Annotated in this window: 18 protein-coding genes; 5 read left to right on the forward strand and 13 right to left on the reverse strand. The window is 48.2% G+C overall.

All coding sequences use genetic code 11. From position 1 onward, the window contains the following. Positions 1-11 precede the first annotated feature (11 nt). Complete coding sequence (rplT, locus tag HER31_RS06390) at positions 12-371, forward strand: 50S ribosomal protein L20 (protein WP_168659782.1); 360 nt, start codon at positions 12-14, stop codon at positions 369-371. Between the two features lie 376 nt (positions 372-747). Here rplT and HER31_RS06395 read toward each other — a convergent pair whose 3' ends face one another. After that, complete coding sequence (locus HER31_RS06395) at positions 748-1557, reverse strand: DUF1853 family protein (protein WP_168659783.1); 810 nt, start codon at positions 1555-1557, stop codon at positions 748-750. 352 nt (positions 1558-1909) lie between these two features. Continuing rightward, a complete protein-coding gene (locus HER31_RS06400) occupies positions 1910-2227 on the reverse strand; it encodes a hypothetical protein (protein ID WP_168659784.1) in 318 nt (105 codons plus the stop codon). Positions 2228-2472: 245 nt separating this feature from the next. On the opposite strand from HER31_RS06400, the gene HER31_RS06405 reads away from it, so the two are divergent. Genes HER31_RS06405 through HER31_RS06415 form a run of 3 tightly spaced genes read left to right on the forward strand, consistent with a single transcriptional unit; the run spans position 2473 to position 5486 of the window. Next, positions 2473-3468, forward strand: coding sequence for a 2-hydroxyacid dehydrogenase (locus tag HER31_RS06405; protein WP_168659785.1), 996 nt, complete (start codon positions 2473-2475; stop codon positions 3466-3468). Positions 3469-3472: 4 nt separating this feature from the next. Beyond that, positions 3473-4228: a Nif3-like dinuclear metal center hexameric protein gene (locus tag HER31_RS06410; RefSeq protein ID WP_168659786.1), complete on the forward strand. Its 756-nt coding sequence runs from the start codon at positions 3473-3475 to the stop codon at positions 4226-4228. A 37-nt stretch (positions 4229-4265) separates the two neighbouring features. Beyond that, on the forward strand, positions 4266-5486 hold the full coding sequence (locus HER31_RS06415) for a M20/M25/M40 family metallo-hydrolase (RefSeq protein ID WP_168659787.1): 1221 nt from the start codon (positions 4266-4268) through the stop codon (positions 5484-5486). Between the two features lie 495 nt (positions 5487-5981). On the opposite strand, the gene HER31_RS06420 is transcribed toward HER31_RS06415, so the two are convergent. The 5 genes from HER31_RS06420 to HER31_RS06440 form a co-directional block, all read right to left on the reverse strand. After that, on the reverse strand, positions 5982-6413 hold the full coding sequence (locus HER31_RS06420; protein WP_168659788.1) for a GNAT family N-acetyltransferase: 432 nt from the start codon (positions 6411-6413) through the stop codon (positions 5982-5984). Positions 6414-6601: 188 nt separating this feature from the next. Further along, positions 6602-6892: a hypothetical protein gene (locus HER31_RS06425; protein ID WP_168659789.1), complete on the reverse strand. Its 291-nt coding sequence runs from the start codon at positions 6890-6892 to the stop codon at positions 6602-6604. 307 nt (positions 6893-7199) lie between these two features. Further along, positions 7200-7454 (reverse strand): hypothetical protein, encoded by a 255-nt coding sequence (locus HER31_RS06430; protein WP_168659790.1) that lies wholly within the window; start codon positions 7452-7454, stop codon positions 7200-7202. 114 nt (positions 7455-7568) lie between these two features. Next, on the reverse strand, positions 7569-8081 hold the full coding sequence (locus tag HER31_RS06435) for a hypothetical protein (RefSeq protein ID WP_168659791.1): 513 nt from the start codon (positions 8079-8081) through the stop codon (positions 7569-7571). A 675-nt stretch (positions 8082-8756) separates the two neighbouring features. Continuing rightward, positions 8757-10541 (reverse strand): cation:proton antiporter, encoded by a 1785-nt coding sequence (locus HER31_RS06440; RefSeq protein WP_168659792.1) that lies wholly within the window; start codon positions 10539-10541, stop codon positions 8757-8759. A 267-nt stretch (positions 10542-10808) separates the two neighbouring features. Here HER31_RS06440 and HER31_RS06445 point away from each other — a divergent pair, with 267 nt between their 5' ends. Then, on the forward strand, positions 10809-11390 hold the full coding sequence (locus HER31_RS06445) for a hypothetical protein (protein WP_168659793.1): 582 nt from the start codon (positions 10809-10811) through the stop codon (positions 11388-11390). A 21-nt stretch (positions 11391-11411) separates the two neighbouring features. Here HER31_RS06445 and HER31_RS06450 read toward each other — a convergent pair whose 3' ends face one another. The 6 genes from HER31_RS06450 to HER31_RS06475 are packed head-to-tail and all read right to left on the reverse strand — an operon-like array spanning position 11412 to position 16687. After that, a complete protein-coding gene (locus HER31_RS06450) occupies positions 11412-12668 on the reverse strand; it encodes a BatD family protein (RefSeq protein WP_168659794.1) in 1257 nt (418 codons plus the stop codon). Continuing rightward, complete coding sequence (locus tag HER31_RS06455; protein WP_168659795.1) at positions 12652-13359, reverse strand: hypothetical protein; 708 nt, start codon at positions 13357-13359, stop codon at positions 12652-12654. The genes HER31_RS06450 and HER31_RS06455 overlap by 17 nt, the downstream gene beginning before the upstream one ends. Continuing rightward, complete coding sequence (locus HER31_RS06460; protein ID WP_168659796.1) at positions 13350-14300, reverse strand: VWA domain-containing protein; 951 nt, start codon at positions 14298-14300, stop codon at positions 13350-13352. The genes HER31_RS06455 and HER31_RS06460 overlap by 10 nt, the downstream gene beginning before the upstream one ends. Next, complete coding sequence (locus HER31_RS06465; protein ID WP_168659797.1) at positions 14297-15283, reverse strand: VWA domain-containing protein; 987 nt, start codon at positions 15281-15283, stop codon at positions 14297-14299. The genes HER31_RS06460 and HER31_RS06465 overlap by 4 nt, the downstream gene beginning before the upstream one ends. After that, complete coding sequence (locus HER31_RS06470) at positions 15276-15776, reverse strand: DUF4381 domain-containing protein (RefSeq protein WP_168659798.1); 501 nt, start codon at positions 15774-15776, stop codon at positions 15276-15278. Before HER31_RS06470 ends, HER31_RS06465 begins: the two co-directional genes overlap by 8 nt. After that, on the reverse strand, positions 15776-16687 hold the full coding sequence (locus tag HER31_RS06475; RefSeq protein WP_168659799.1) for a DUF58 domain-containing protein: 912 nt from the start codon (positions 16685-16687) through the stop codon (positions 15776-15778). Before HER31_RS06475 ends, HER31_RS06470 begins: the two co-directional genes overlap by 1 nt. Positions 16688-16692 lie beyond the last annotated feature (5 nt).

Genomic DNA, 16692 nt, shown 5'->3' on the forward strand with positions numbered 1-16692 from the left:
AGGAGTTAAAAATGGCTCGTGTAAAACGTGGTGTGACCGCTCGCGCTCGTCACAAAAAAGTATTAAAGCAGGCTAAAGGTTACTACGGTGCCCGTAGCCGTATCTATCGTGTAGCATTCCAAGCCGTTACCAAGGCTGGTCAATACGCTTACCGTGACCGTCGCGTTAAAAAGCGCACGTTCCGTCAGCTGTGGATCGCCCGTATCAACGCTGCTGCTCGTCAGAACGGCATGTCTTACAGCCGTTTCATCAACGGTCTGAAAAAGGCGTCTGTTGAAATCGATCGTAAGATCTTGGCTGATATCGCTGTATTCGACAAAGTAGTATTTACTGCTTTGGTAGAAAAAGCTAAAGAAGCTCTGGCTAAGTAAGTAATTGCCCTTGTGGCGTCTACTTAATTAACCTGTGAAAAAGGGAAGCTCATTGAGCTTCCCTTTTTTATTGGCTGTGTACCAATTAGTGTTGTTCTTTCCAATGCTGTTAAAGCACCGCTAGGCGAGTGTTGATACAAGGCGAAAGCACTACCGCCGTTGATCTTCTGCCGCATTGGAGTAGTCCAGTGAACCGTTTTGGAATGCGACCTAAGGCAAGGGGGATTCCAAAGAGGCGAATCTCAACCCTAATGCATACAAAAATGTGCCGTCACCACCGCGACATAGCCCGTTCAAACGCCACAATCGGCAGAGCCGAAGGCTTGATATAAACCTCAACACTTAACTGTGACACAGCCTTTTTATTCGCTACTGTTTACCAATTATTTGGCACCACGAACGCATGTTGATTAGCATCGGGACAATAGATGTGCCGTGGCCAATCCATGCTGCTGTCAGCTACAAATCGTGGTAGCACTTGCCAGCGCCTGCCCGCCAACCAGTCTGGTTTGGTTAATACTCGCCAATTTCGTTGTGGCAACTGGTTGACCCGATACCAACGTCCCTGCAACGCTGCCGGGTTTAACCGTGGCGGTAATGGGAACTGTTGTTGTGGTAGATAGATCCGCCCCTGCATTACGATTCGCTGCGTATCTACACGCCAGCCCAATTGCTGCAACTGCGTTTTAGCTTCGGTGGTTTTACTTAAGGGCAGTTGCTTGGTTAGTAGATGTTCGAGCTTATTCCCTAAGCAGTCATGCTTGCCTGGTCCTAGCCATTGATATGGGTCAAGACCATCATCTACCCCAAGGTAAAATTTAATCGCTAGTTCCCAATGCTCGATGGTTGCGCTCGGTAGATGCTTAACGACGATGTCCAATGCGCCCTTGGTTCGCTGCCCTTGCCAAATAACTTTATCGGTTGCCAATAATTGATAGTCGGGGTGCCAGCGAAGCAAGGTATACCAAAGTTGTTCGTAGTAACTGCCGAGACGACGATGACCCAGCTTAAACTGAGGGCAGGGGTTAGCTGCGATGGTATTGAGCTGCGGCCACAGGGGCGCCGCGAACTGCTCGATAAAATTCGAATCGATGAACGGGCCTTGTTGGTATAACGGAGGGGCCGTTAATACCCACGTGAGGTCACGAGCCAGTGGATGGGTTAGCTGCATAGAATTGATAGGCATAAAAAGGCTGTGTACCAACTAAGTGTTGTTCTTTCCAATGCTGTTAAAGCACCGACTAGGCGAACTTTGATACAAGGATAAAGCACTACCGCCGTTGCTCTTCTGCAGCATTGGAGCAGTCCCGCGAAGCGTTTTGGACTGCGACCTAAGTCAAGGAGCGGTCAAAGGGGGCGAAGCTCCCTCCCCCTATTGCATACAAGAATTGCATACAAGAATGTGCTGTCGCCACCGCGACATTACCCCTTAAGAGTAGTGTAATCGGCACAGCCGAAGGTTTGATATAAACCTCAACACTTCACTGTGACACAGCCATAAAAAAGCCGACCATATAGGTCGGCGATTTGTGTAACTGTTAAAGGCCGCGGGGCAGTTTACCGCCCGTACCGACTTTTTGTGCCCATAGTTGGGCAGGGGTTAGGCCGCCGTTATTAGAGGACTTTACTTTAGCTGGTTTGGTTGCTTTTGGTTTAGGTGCTGCAACCACAACCTCAGGTGCTTGTGCGCTAGCAAGTTCGGTTGCCATCTGGGCCAAATCACCTAGGCGAACGGATTTTCCGTCGTCTACTTTAAACCAACTGCCTTTTTGTTCGATGGTAGGCTTTTTACCATGTTGGGCAAGGTACGCTGCAGTGAACTGCGCGATCACCTCTTCCTTAATAAGTTTTGACATGGGATAAGTCTATATTAGCTTCAAATTCAGCGCGCAATAATACAGCCCAAGTGTTAACTGTTCAACTTTCGCTGTATTAATACTGACCAAGGGGGTTGTATCAGTGCAGCTGATCATAACTATCAAGCAATTGGCTTTACATCGGATACGCTTTTAGGGCGAAATTAGTGATGTAGGCGTAAGCTATTGGTGTAAAAATCCCAATTTAGCTATAACGGTAACAATCGCAAAAAGGAGAAAAGCGTATGCAAATTAAGAAGGTGGCTGTTTTTTCAACAAAGCCATACGATCAACGCTTTTTGGAAGCTGCCAACCATGATGGCCGCGTGGAACTGAACTTCTTCGAGACTCGTCTACGACAACACACGGTTAAACTGTGTGATGGTTACGATGCGGTTTCCTGTTTCGTTAACGACATTGTTGACCGCTCAGTGATCGAACAATTAGCAGCGTTTGGGGTAAAGATGATTGCCCTGCGTTGTGCTGGTTTCAATAACGTCGATATGGAAGCGGCAAATGAGTTTGGCATTCGCGTATGTAATGTGCCGAGCTACTCTCCGGAGTCGGTGGCAGAACATGCCTTGGCGATGATGTTCGCACTTAACCGTAAAATTACCCGCGCTAACGTTCGAGTGAAGGAGCATAACTTTGACCTAGAGGGGCTGTTAGGCTTTAACTTCGCTAAGGCAACCATTGGCATTATCGGTACCGGTAAGATTGGTGTTGCCACCCTAAGGGCGCTTAAAGGCCTTGGTTGTGAGCTGCTTTGCTACGACCCGTATCCATCGAAAGAAGCCGCTGAATTGGCAGAATACACCGACTTAGACACCATTTACGCTCGCTCAGATGTAATCAGTTTGCATTGCCCATTAACTGACGACACCTACCACCTGATTGATAAAACCAGCATCGGCAAAATGAAAGACAATGTCATGCTTATTAACACCTCCCGTGGTGGTTTGGTTAATGCCCAAGATGCGCTTGATGGGATGAAGTCTGGCAAGGTAGGTTACCTCGGCCTTGATGTTTATGAGCTGGAAGGCGATCTGTTCTTCCGCGATCTGTCTGGCCGAGTTCCTAATGATGATGTGTTTGCGTTGTTGTTGAGCTACCCCAATGTACTGGTTACCGGCCACCAAGGGTACTTTACCAAAGAAGCACTAGAACAGATTGCATCAACAACGCTGCACAACTTGGAGTCATACTTCCAAGGTAAGAGCAGCGGCAACGAACTTAAGTAGCCCTATGCAAACAAACGAATTGATCAGCTATCTTGATGGACTGCTAAAACCGTGGTTAGTGAAAGACTATGCCCCTAATGGTTTGCAGGTTGAAGGCAAAAGCGATATTCGCACCATTGTTACCGCCGTAACTGCCGATCAATATGCGGTTGACCGCGCGGTTGAGTTGGGTGCGGATTGCCTGTTAGTTCACCACGGTTATTTCTGGAAGAGTGAGCCGGCGGTTATTACTGGTATGAAACAACGCCGATTAAAGGCGTTGCTCAGCAACGACATCAACCTAATTGGCTACCACCTGCCGCTGGATATCCACCCCAAGCTTGGCAACAATGCCCAGTTAGGCCAAATGTTGGGCATCAACAATATTCGCCCACTTGAAGCGGGTAACGATACCTGTTTGGTGCTTCGTGGTGAACTCGAGCCAAGCTTAAGTGGTGACGCTTTGACCAAGCTGCTTGAGCAGCAATTAGGACGCAGCCCACTGCATATTGCCGCCCATTCACGGCCAATCAAAACCGTGGCATGGTGTACCGGTGGCGCGCAAGATTACCTCGACCAAGTTGCCGCCATGGGGATCGATGCCTTTATCTCCGGAGAGGTATCAGAACGCACCTATCACAGTGCGGTAGAGCAGGGTACTGATTACTTTAGTGCTGGCCACCATGCGACCGAGCGCGGTGGTATTAAGGCGTTAGGTGAACATCTTGCAAGTCAGTTTGACGTTAGTGTTACTTTTGTTGATACGCCCAACCCAGTTTAAACAACACCCACAATAATAATAGAAAGAGAAGTAAGCAGTGACCGATACCACAAACCGTTCCCAGCCTTGGGCAGCTCCGATGCCGCAAGCGCAGTTTGATTTCATGGCTAAAGTATTAGCATCACCATCTCCAATTGGTTTTGAAGCGGCAATGAGCTACGGCGTTATTAAGCCTGAGTTTGAGTCTTTTATGCCAGCAACTTGGGGCGTGACGCAGTTTAAGAGCAACGCCAGCTTGGTGTTTGATTCTCATCCGGGCCGTGATGATCTCACTAGTGTGATGATCGTGGGTCATGCCGACAAGATCCGCATGCAGGTGCGTAAAATAGATAAAGACGGCAAGGTGTGGATCAATACCGATTCGTTCCTACCAACCACCTTGATTGGCCATGAGGTTAAGGTTTTTTGCCAGAACCCAGCTAAGCCAGGTGCATACAAGGTGATTGAGGGTTGTACCGTTGAGTCTTTAGGCGCTATTCATTTTTCTAGCCCAGCCCAACGCAGCGGCGAACAGGGAATCAAGCCTGAGTCCATCTACCTAGAACTGCACATGCACGGTGACGATCGCAAAGCTCAGGTTGAGGCCCTTGGCCTTCGCCCGGGTGACCCAATCTTGCTGGACCGTCCAATTAAACGCGGTGTGGCTGCAGACACCTTCTACGGCGCATACCTAGATAATGGCTTGGGCTGTTTCTCCGTTGCAGAGATCGCACGCACACTAGCTAACGAAGGTTTAGACAACATTCGGGTGCTGTATACCATTGCCACTCACGAAGAGATTGGCCGTTTTGGTTCGACCCAAGTGGTTGGCGAGCTTAAGCCAGATATTCTTATCGCAACCGACGTAAATCACGATTACGAAGCCGCGCCGGGCATAGGTAGCCGTAACATGAATCCATTAAAAATGGGTGAAGGCTTCACCATTGGTCGAGGCTCTGTTGCGTCTGAGTTTTTGGTGCAAACCTTAGTCGAACTGTGTGGCGTTAACGATATTCCATATCAGTTGGACTTTTCCGGCCGCGACATGGGCACCGATGGCATGGCCGCTGCTTTGGCTGCGGTAGACAGCGCCGCGATGACAATTGGCTACCCGATCCGCAACATGCACACCTCGTCGGAGTCGGCTCATACCAGTGATTTATTGGCATCGATTGAAGCTATTACCGAGCTATTACGTCATTTCAACGGCATGAATAATGGCACTGGCATCAGCCGTGATGATCTGATGAATAGCCATATTCGTCTTGATAACCTGTAATACATAACGGGTGTGTTTATGGCAGTAGTTACATTAACTGCCATTACAGCTGTTCTTACGCCTGTGCTTGTTCGCTATTGCACCGTAAAGGATTTATTGTAGGCGTATAAAATATACGAGAGCACCGCAAGGTGCTCTTTTTGTTGGCTGTGTACCAATTAAGTGTTGTTCTTTCCAATGTTGTTAAAAGGGGAACTACCAAAGCACCGGCTAGGCGAGTGTTGATAAAAAGGGAAGCACTACCGCTGATCTTATGCTGCATTGGAGGGGAGTCCAGCGAAGCGTTTTGGACTGCGACCTAATGCATACAAGAATGTGCCGTCGCCACCGCGACATTGTTCCCTAAAAGCACCGAAGTCGGTGAACCGAAGGCTTAAGATAAACTTCAACAGCTAACTACGACACAGCCGTTGCTTGGCATCCAGATACGGAAACGCCCAAAGTTATTAGCTTTGGGCGTTTCTTCTAACAAACTTGGTTACGACAAACCGAGCGTTAAAGTGTCATATGCAGAATCGGAAAAGGGTTTCCCATTTCATCCAGCGGAGAACGTGAAATGACCTTGAATCCCATATGCTGATAGAAACCTATAGCTTGTGGATTCTGTTCGTTTACGTCGACTTTAGTAGCGCCTAGCTGCTCTATTGCATATTGCAGCAGTACTTTACCTATACCTTGCCCTCGTGCTTCATTTAAGATGAACAGCATTTCAACCTTAAGTTCGTATGTACCGACGAAGCCTAGGATTGAACCACTTTCATCTTTTACACATCTTAATGTGACCGCTGGGAAGGCCTGCTCAATGATAATTGGTTTAAAAAACTCAATATCTTCTTCTGTAATGAAATTATGAGTTGCTCGGACTGAATTTTCCCAAACATTAAGCATTTCTGCATAATTGTCTGGAAGCACATTTTCTACAATCATTGTGTTTGCTCTAAAGTTGACTGAAATTCATGTGCAGCCGCGAGCCCGCATTTTAGCGAAAAGGGGTACGAATTGTCCACAAATTACATAACGTTTAGCGAACCTGCGCGTGCAGGTTGGTATTGTTGTTCACAATCAACATGACCAACAAATGTGCCAAATTCTGCGCCTAGCTATTTGCCGGCACGCTAGTACAGCCTCTTATCTTCAACATTAGTTGCAGCTTTGAGATTCTTTATGTCTTGCTCTAGCAAATCAATCTTCCCTAAAAGTGGAAGTATGTAGTAATACAAAGCAAACGCATGAACAAAGGAGAACGAAAATAATAACATTAATAACATATCGTCAGCAGAACCTGCCCAAGCAAAACCTAATGCAATGAGTCCGCAAAATAACAACGATAAAAAGAGAAAATCCTTTTTATGTTTTCGAATGGAATTGAGCTTGCTCTCGATTTCTTCTACTTCCACTTTATACATTCATCCACCTTCCGTGCTCTTAGCCTCGCTAAGAGGCAAATAATTGTTGGCTAAAATTGTGAACGGAGTGAAACAGCCAACTGTTTTTGTCCGTTTGAACGCCTTGTTAGCTTTATTTACCACTGTTTCGCCAAACTAAAGTTGCTTTGGGTATAGGGTTGCATGACGAAACTTTTATTGTGCTGAATTCTATATCCGTTGGTAATGGATTAAATGTATGAAATGTATGAAATATGACGTAGCTATTATCTTTACCTACAGTTCCAACTGCTTCATTTAAAAGCACAACTGTACCATCAGCAGTAATCTATTGTCCCTTTATGCAGCCTTTAGGGTAAACCTCAGAAATTTTATCTAATCCTGCAACTACATTTTCATATTCCCCCACAATATGAGTTACATCTACTTGAATGTTAGCCCCTGAGTTAATGGCAGATATAGGGTTATCTAACTTTATGGTAGTTATAGATTGGTTGATATTTATAGGGGTTGGGTTGATCACTGTTTGACTACTAAAAAGTAACATTTTTAATAAAGTCCAAATTCCCTCTAATGTATCCATTTACACCAAACTCCTGATAAAGCTAACGCCCTGTTAACAGGCAAAAAATAGTTGGTTAAAATTAGCGACGAAGGAGCAAAAGCCAACTGTATTTTGTCCTTGTTAAACAGCTTGTTAACTCTCGTTTATCTTCTCAACCTTAGCGACAAATTCCATCAATTCTTCAAAGCCTTGAAGCATATTAGAACACCAAATCTTTCCTATACCATCAACCACAATATAGTCAGCTTGTAGTAACCAAGAATAACCAACTTTGTCTAATTTCTTCCAACTCGCAGTTTTTTCTCCAGCTATAGGGCTTTTAAAATAAACATTTTCATCGTCGTAGGCAAATTCAACGAAAAAAGCTTGATATGGAAAAAAGATAGCTCCCAAGAAAAACCCCAAGCCAACAAGGCCTGCTGCGATTTCTTGTCCTTCATAGGACTGTGAGATTGCGTACAAAATAAAAAAAGTAAAAGGAACCAATAGAAAAGAGAATGCTTTAAAGAAGATTCCAAATGTTAGTTGTCGAACATCACCGACTCGCTCGCTTTTACTTTTAGTGAATACCACCATTAAAGTGGCAATAAGGCCTCCAATCAAACCGCTAATAATTGGACTAATAGAACTTCCAGCTTCTTCCATGACTTCCTCAGAGAGTTAACAGCTTATTATGATGCCCGAGGCTTTGTAACACACAATGCCTCGGGCATCGTATGTCCTTTTAACCTAAAGCCATCTTCGTTAATTTTTGCTTTTATTTTAAATGGCTTATACCTAAAACCGCGCCATCGAAAACCGTTTTTGGTGGGCGATACAGCGCCTACGCCTGTAGAAAACATGCCAAGCAGTCTTCTGCTCAAACTTCTGCGATTAATCGAATAATCACTCACATTAAATTTACCTTCAATTGCGCCTTGAGTGACTCCAACTCGCATTGGCAACCGATATGGTTGGGTAAGTAATACCGTATCGCTACACGCTTTAGTTCTGTACGCAAGCATGCTTTATATTTGTTAGCGGTTGAAGTAATTCATGCCGCTTTTGTTAAAAAAATCGGCATGTTTTAATCTAGATCAAAGTCGAAGGTAGCCAATCTAATTATGCCTAGACGCTACACGTCGGCGCTGGGGTTTAAGGCAAAACACCAAGCCAACGATAGGGGTTGTAGGCAGGTGAAGCGTAGATTCCCAAATAGATAGCATCTACGTTTACCGTTATCGCAGTGAAGCCTTGTATACCTAGCGATTCATATGGCGCAACCAGATAACATGCAGTCGATAAGGCCATTGCACGAGTTTGTTGCTGTACTAACCAATCCTAATTGGCATCCCCATCCGCCTCAGGGTGCAAGGCGATAACCTCCCAATCTTGTTCCGGTACTTTGGCTAGTTCACCGGTGACTACAGTGACTTTACCTTTGTTGGTTACCAAAAATAGCGGCAGGGCGGTTGGGTGCTGTTGCTGGTAATGCTCCCACGTAAAACTGTCAGACAATTTGGTGGTACGGATCTGGGCGCCTTCACGCATTTGCTGCTCTAGCTTGGCGTAGCTGTAATCACCAAATAAGCGCTGATGTTTATCTCGGCTCTGTTTACGCGGGCTATCATCGCGTTGGCTTTCAGGTAAGCGATAGACCTCTTCATTGCCAAGCAGATCTTGGTAATGAAAAGCGACTTCGGTGTTGGCACGCCGATAGGGTGACAGCACCAGTAAGCGTCGAATAAGCGACAAGTCTAGTTGTGCTTCTGCATGCTCGGAAACCGGATTACCCCAATATACCGACAAGCCTTTCATTCGAGCGGCACTAATGTTGTCCCAGTTGGTATCGGTAAGCACTACCGGAATATCTCGCTTAGTTAGGGTGTCGGCAATGGCTTGAGCCAGCAAGCTGCTGCCGTAGATAAGGTAACCATTTTTATCTGGCGCTTGCAGACCGAGCCATTTTACCAGCAGCGGGGTAACAACACTTTGTAGAACCACGGTGCTGATGATCACCATAAACACCACTGCCACCAATCTATCGGCACCGGCAATGCCAAGAAACTCCAGCTTCAGTGCAAACAGCGCAGAGATTGCGGCGGCAACAATACCCCGCGGCGCAATCCAACCAATAAGTAGCTGTTCTTTAATTGATAGATCGGTACCAAGACCACAAACAAACACCGCAATTGGCCGAGCTATCAGCAAGAGCACCAGCAACCACACCACGGTGGAGAGGTCGATAACCGCAAAGGCTGATTGATCAAGCCGCGCCGCCAGTAAGATAAACAGTGCTGAGATAAGTAAGATGGTTAGTGTTTCTTTAAACTCTAAGATCTCCTCGAGTTCAACGTCTTTAGCATTGGCTAGCCAGATCCCCATAACCGTTACCGTCAATAAGCCTGATTCATGCATCAGCTCATTGCTGACGCCAAATGCCGCCAGCATTAACGTTAATACCGCCACGGTTTGTAGGTAATGGGGAAATACACGGTGTTTTAACGCCTGAGCCAATAGGTAACCAGCGACGATGCCTGCCACTAGCCCCAATGCTACCGTTAAGCCAAAGGTGGTTAAAGCGTGTGATAGCGCCGCTCCCTGGCTGGCATTAAGAAACTCATACACCAAAACCGCCAGCAGCGCACCGATAGGATCAATGAGGATCCCTTCCCAGTGCAGTATGGTCGCTACCTTCGGCGTGGCCCGTATGCTACGCAGCAGCGGTGCGATTACTGTTGGTCCGGTTACCACCACCAAAGCCCCGAGCAGGGCGGCAACCGGTAGGGTCAGTTCCAGTAGCCAATGAGCGCTCAAGGTGGCGATAGCAAAGGTAATTAGCATGCCATGTATAACCAAGTTGCGCACCATCGCGCTTTGCCCTTGCAGCGAACTGAACTTTAGGGTGAGACTGCCTTCGAAAAGGATAATCGCCACAGCGACGGAGACTAACGGGAATAGAATATCCCCTAACAACAGATCTGGGTTGAGTATGCCGGTTGCTGGCCCTAGCAGTAACCCGGTGAGCAACAATGGCAAGATTGCAGGGATCTTTAAGCGAAAGGCGCCCCATTGACACAAAATACTGGCCAGTCCGATAAGGCATAACATCATTAGTGGTGACATTCGGTTCCTTGAATCTCAAACGTATTGGCGACAGTGACGTTTAACCGGTGGTGAAACCGCTAGTAACGCAGCTAGGCGTTGCAGTGAGGTTGCCGAGTCCAAGTTACTGCACCTACACTGTAATTATCGGCATTGGGCTAAACATGCGTGCGGATTAAAGGCCGCACATCACGTTAATATCGATGCCGGCACCGATCCAAACTCGATCATTCTTAACTGGTTTATTTTATAGTAGCTTATCTAACCCCGTCTTAGGTTTACCGTGCAATGCAGCCAACTCCACCCTTAAGCAGCATCGTGTTAACTGAACTCAATGGCTTTCCATTGATCACCATTGCAGCAAATAACAACGGTCACCGCCGCTATGTTACTGCGGCCTTTTTAAGCTTGTGGTTTATCGGTTGGGGAATGGGCGCATACAGTGCAGCTTCAACGCTATTGGCTGGCGAAGGTAATATTGGTTTGGCGATATGGTTACTGCTGTGGCTTGGCGGCGGCGTGGTGTTAGCTCGAAAGCTCTATCAGAATGTCATCTATCCTCGGCCCGAGCGATTACTGCTTAATCGGCCACAACTTTCCTATAAACCCGGAGTGCAAAGTGCCAAGTTTGCTCGCACAGCTATGAGGGCAGTCAAGGGCAGCGATAAGCGCTCCCGTAGGCAGCGAAAAGATGCGATCCGACGAATCGACTTTAGTGCCGAAGAGGTTGCCACATTGCATCTGTCTGAGGTGCCACAACGGTTATTGATTCGCACCGATGAACGCCAGGTTGAGCTTGGTAAAGGGCTAAATAATAACGACATTCGTTGGCTCTACAACGCCCTACAGGAGCACTACCACCTAAAATAGTGCGCTGTAGTTCAATTGAGGCTAATGATTCAAGTTTAACGAAAACTCTGCCTTGGCCTGTCGAGGCTTGGAGCTGACTTGAGTTAATAGTGCTTGAGCTTCGGTGCTAGTAAGTGTGCCGTTGCCGTTATTAAAGGCCAATTGCAACAAGGTTGTTGCGGCGCTGGTTTTGCCAAGCTGTTGCCTCAAACTTAGCTTGGATGAATCGCTTTGCTGTAACAGCCTTTCCAGTTGATACCACAGCGCTTGCCAGTCCGAACGTTGGTAGGCTAGCCAAAATTGACGCTCTAGTGCTTTGCGCTCAGTACGGTTAAGCCGATGGAATAGCTTGATGCCGATGCGTCGCTGTCGCCATAGGTAAGCAGTAATGGCAACCACACCGAGTAATGCTATCAATTTAAAGCCGTTATCCCATGACCACAGTGGCACAGGTGCTGCGGCGACGGTCCAGCTAATTGCAGCAACACTGCTCAGTTGCAATTGGTTATTGACGCTGTCCCACCACTCTATCTGTTGTTGTGGAAATTCAAACTCGCCACCGGTCTCAAAGATATAAACTACCTTTTGGCTGCGAATGGCAACGGGATCGCCTTGGTAACTGCGGGCGTCTTTGGTTACCGCCGGTTTGAGGTAACGACTGGTGCCTTCAATGTGGGGAAAGTCGAACTGTGGCAATAACATTGAGTGGCTCTGCTTTGCGTAGATGGAATAGCTAAGCTCTACGCTGTCGCCAACTTCAAACGCCGTTGCTTGTGTGGGAATGCTTGAGCTGCCCAACTGAACCTCTGAGCTCACTAGCGCATTCACGTCTGCGGCGAGTCCCGGCAGCGGCGATATCGTTAGCGTTAATGGCGCGGTTTGAATGTTCGCTTGTTTATACTCATCGTCTCGCTGATCAAAATAAACAATACCCATCTCGATCGGAGCAATTTCAATATCACCAGCGCGGCGGGGGAATAGCTCGAAATCTTTAGTGATAATCTGCTTGGGTTGGTCTGTTTGTCGCTCCAGCTCTTTGAGAAACTTCACCTTGGGATCGTACAACACCACTGCGCCGTCAATGTTGGGTTGCTGCAAATCAATGTCGCCATAGATATGGCCAACTACCTCAAGCCGTAACTGAACCGTGGTTCTGACGTTAGGCAGTAATGGGCTTTCATCACTCACGCTGACGGTGGTGGTTATTCCAGCTACCGGTTCATTGCTGCTACTCAATGCTGTTGCATGACTGGCAAAGAAGCAGAGTAGCCAGCCGCACAATTTAGTTGTTGGCGTCACTTGGGTGCTCCTGCTGTTGTCTTTGTTTCAGTTCCATAGCGAACTTGCGTTGTAAAAAATCGAGCGGTTGTGGGTCAAGTTGCTTCAACCAGGCTTGTTTGGGAATACCAGCTTGGCGCATCTCATTGCTGTCGCTAGGGTCGCCGTTGCCTTGTTGCTGCTTTTGCCCTTGGCGTCGCTTCTGCTCTTTGCTTGCTTCCGGTTTGATTGACGCAGTGCGTTTGCCAGACTTGCTGCCAGAGCTTTGCTTCTCCATTGCGGCGATTAGCACATTAACCATTTCGAGGTTGACAAATGCCGGGTTAAAACCGGGCTGGTTGGTTAGGATCTGCCGGTATAGAGCCTGTGCTTGGTAATACTCTTTGCTGTGAGCTAAAGCATTGGCGCGGGCGAATTGATCCTCAAAGTCGGCTTGATCCGCAAGGATTGCAGCGGTTTGCTTGAATTGACCAGCGCCATAGAAGCTGTATGCGCGCCATTGGAGCTGATCAAAGTACTGAGCGGCGATGTCATAACGGCCAAGCTCGAACCAAATTCGCGCTTGTTGGTCGCGGCTAAAAAAGGCATCTGCCATCGGCTGTGGGTGCGAGCTCGATAATGCCGCCAGCAGCGCAATTAGCGCTAGGCTCATTTTGCCGTTATGCCAACCAATCGCCGCAATCCGTGTGCGGAATAACTGGGCTAGTTCCATGCAAACCTCCACCCACGGCGAAACCATATTAGTGCCAGTGGGGCTGCGAGCCAGAACAGCAGGTAGCCGCTGTCGTAAAAGGGTTGATTGCTATTATTAATGGTTTGCATATGGCTATTGATGCGACTGAGAAGATTAGTGATGTCTTGGTCGTCGATTGCGATTGGCTCGATGATGGCTCCGGCATCAGCAAGCGCAGTAAAACGTTGTTGCGCCGCACGGTTTATTCCATCAACCCGAGTAGTAGAGCCGATCTGCCAAATAATTAATTGTTGCTGACTTTGCGCTAGGTGTTGCCGCAGTGGCTTGATCGAAACTGCGGGAATGTCGTCGGTAAGCAACAACACTGTGCCGCCAGTATGGGTTGCTGTTAGCAGTTGCTCTAGCAAAGGCAACACGGTTTCCGGCGCATTGCCAGCCAGCGGCATCATTTGCGGTTTTAACGAATCGAGAAAATGGTGAATCATATTGCGGTCATTGGTTATCGGCATGGCAACATGGGCGCTACCGGCATAGGCCAGCAAGGCGGTGTTGCCGTCACCACGGGCAGCAATAAGATCAGTGATCTTTTGCTTAGCCCGCACTAACCGATTGGGACTAATGTCTGCTTGTTCCATTGTTTGCGACAAATTTAAGCCGATCACCAGTGCCGACTGATCAGTAAACAATGGTGATTCACCGCGATACCAGCTTGGGCCACTCAGAGCGATGACGATTAAGGCCGCCAACGGCACCAGCAGCGTTTGTGGCCGAAACCGTGTTGGTTTGTGTTCTGAGACGGTAAGCGCCTCGAGCATCTCGGTTGAAAGGTACTTGCGCCAATGTTGCAGCTGCTGCGGGGCGTCGTTGGTTCGGGTTAGTAGCAACAGCAATGGCACCAACGCCAATAACCACCAAGGACGAAGAAAATGAAATTCTGACAGGGAAAGCAATGGATTCATTGTGATTGGCCCAGCAAGCGTCCGTAACTATGGCGGATAAATACAGCCGTTAACCAGCAACCAAGCCAGATTGACAGCGGCCAGTGATGTAGCGTTTGCCGTGGTCGGTATGACTGGGTGTCATAAGCGGTTTTTTCAAGCCGGTTAAGTTGATTGTTGATCGCCAGTAACTGGTTACGATCTGCCGCGCGGAAGTCGGCGCCGCCGGTTCGTGTGGCAATTGCGGTTAGCTGTTCGAAATCGGGCAGGCTGTGGCGCGGCCCTTTGGGGTTACCAATAGCGATGGTGTGGATCTTAATGCCGTAGCTTGCTGCGACTTGGGCAGCTTCTACCGGCGGCATGGTTGAGGCGTTGTCTTTGCCATCGGTGATTAAGATCAGCACCCGTTGTTTGGTTTCCCCCTGTTCGAATACCTTTACTGCTAAGCCGATGGTGTCGCCTATGGCAGTCATTGAACCGGCCATGCCCAATTGGCTGTCTTGTAATAGGGTTAACCAGGTGTCGATGTTGTCGGTAAAGGGAGCTTGCAGATAAGGTTTGTCAGCAAATAAGATCAGGCCGAGGCGGTCATGCTGACGGTTGGCTGCAAATTCAGCCATCATCTGCTTAACACCTTCGAGTCGATTAATGGTGTCGTTATTGCTATCAACAAAATCCTCTTCATACATTGAACGGGACAGATCTACCGCCACCAGAATTTCCCGGGCAGGCTGGCGCTGTTCAATAGGCTCGCCCACCAGCATCGGTTTGGCTAAGGTTAGGCACAGCGCTAGCCAGCCAAGGATAAGCCACACCCATTCAAAGCCTGATTTGGCGATGATGGCCGCACCGGTTGTTGGTTGTTGCCCGCTGATCTGGGCTAGTTGATTGAAAAACGGCACAAACACCGCGTCACGTCGTTGCTTAAAAGGCGTTGCATAACGATAAACAAGGTAAGGCAGCGGCAGTAACAACAGCGCCCAAGGGTGGCTAAGTTCAATCATGATCATTCCGGTGCTTTTGGATCCACAGCTGCACCTGTAGTAACAGTTGTTGCAATTGCGAGGATGTAAGTTGGTTGGGGCCATAGGCTAGTTGGTGAAGTAGGCCACTCATATCACCGCTAAATGTGCAATCGGGGCAACGCTGATCTAACCATTGCTCCCACGCACGCCCATGCAAGCCAATAACCTCATTACGGCAGCTGGCGGCGATGGCGGTCTTACGGAGCAGTGTCGGCACTTCAACCAAACGCTGGTTACTATTATCATTTACGGATAACAGCGGCTGGAGCCACGTTAATGCGTCGCGTCGATAGCGATTACGTTGATATCGGCGATAGGCGTTAACGCTGCTATTGCAGAGGCAGACAATCACAAAAGCACTGATAACTAACCAACCATCGCCTTGCGGCCACCAACTGATCTCTGTCGGTATTGCGGTCTCAATGAAGTAAGTAAGCTTACTGTTGCCCCATTCGGGCCCGAAGTCGTACATCAGCGACTCTCCAACCAGGTGCGTAACTGCGCCGTTATTGGCTTTATGGTGCTGACCATGAAACGTTGAAATGGATAACGCTGCTCAAGGGCTTCGAAGCGTTGTTCAGCGTGGTGCTGATGTTGGGCCATCTTGGTGGTTAGCGCGCTATCGTTACCGTCGACTTGGATCTGCTCCAGCCCGTTACTAAGGATAAGGTTTGCGTCTGCTGGCAGTTGCTGCTCCAGTGGATCGGCAACATGGCAAAGCACCACTTGATGCTGCTGCAGCAATAGCTTTAAGGCAGCAAAAGTATCGTCATCCCAGTCATTGGGATCGCAGATCAACAGCACTAGGCTAGCTCCGTTACATTGCGCCAGAACTTGATGCAGATGAGAGGCAGTAGGCGCCGCTTGATGCGTGAGCGGCGCAACCGATAACGATTGGTTGTACGCGGTTATCTGTTGCAGCAGTTGCGTTTGGTGCCGTTGGTTACGTTTGGGTTGCAATTGGCGACTGCTGCTATCGGAAAATACCAATAACCCAGTGCGATCCCCTTGCTGGGTGGCAATCCACATCGATAATGCCGCCAGCTCTGCAGCGATCACCGACTTGGTTTTGCCGGTGCTGCCAAAAAACATCGCTTGGCGTTGATCTAGCACAATCAATAAGTCGCGATCGCGCTCTTCACTGAAAACGCGCACATGAGGCTTACTGGTGCGTAGAGTTGCCTTCCAGTCCATGGTACGAATGTCATCGCCATGCTGGTACTGCCGCAGTTCTTCGAAATTCAAGCCGCGGCCATGCAAAGAGGAGCGATGTTGGCCAAGTGGTTGTCGCTTAATTTTTCGTTTGGAGACAAACGAGAGCCCTTGCGCCTGAAACTTAAGCTGTTGCAGTTGCGGCATATCAACATGAATGGAACTGCTCATAGCAA

The sequence above is a fragment of the Ferrimonas lipolytica genome, from assembly GCF_012295575.1.
Classification (GTDB): Bacteria; Pseudomonadota; Gammaproteobacteria; order Enterobacterales; family Shewanellaceae; genus Ferrimonas; species Ferrimonas lipolytica.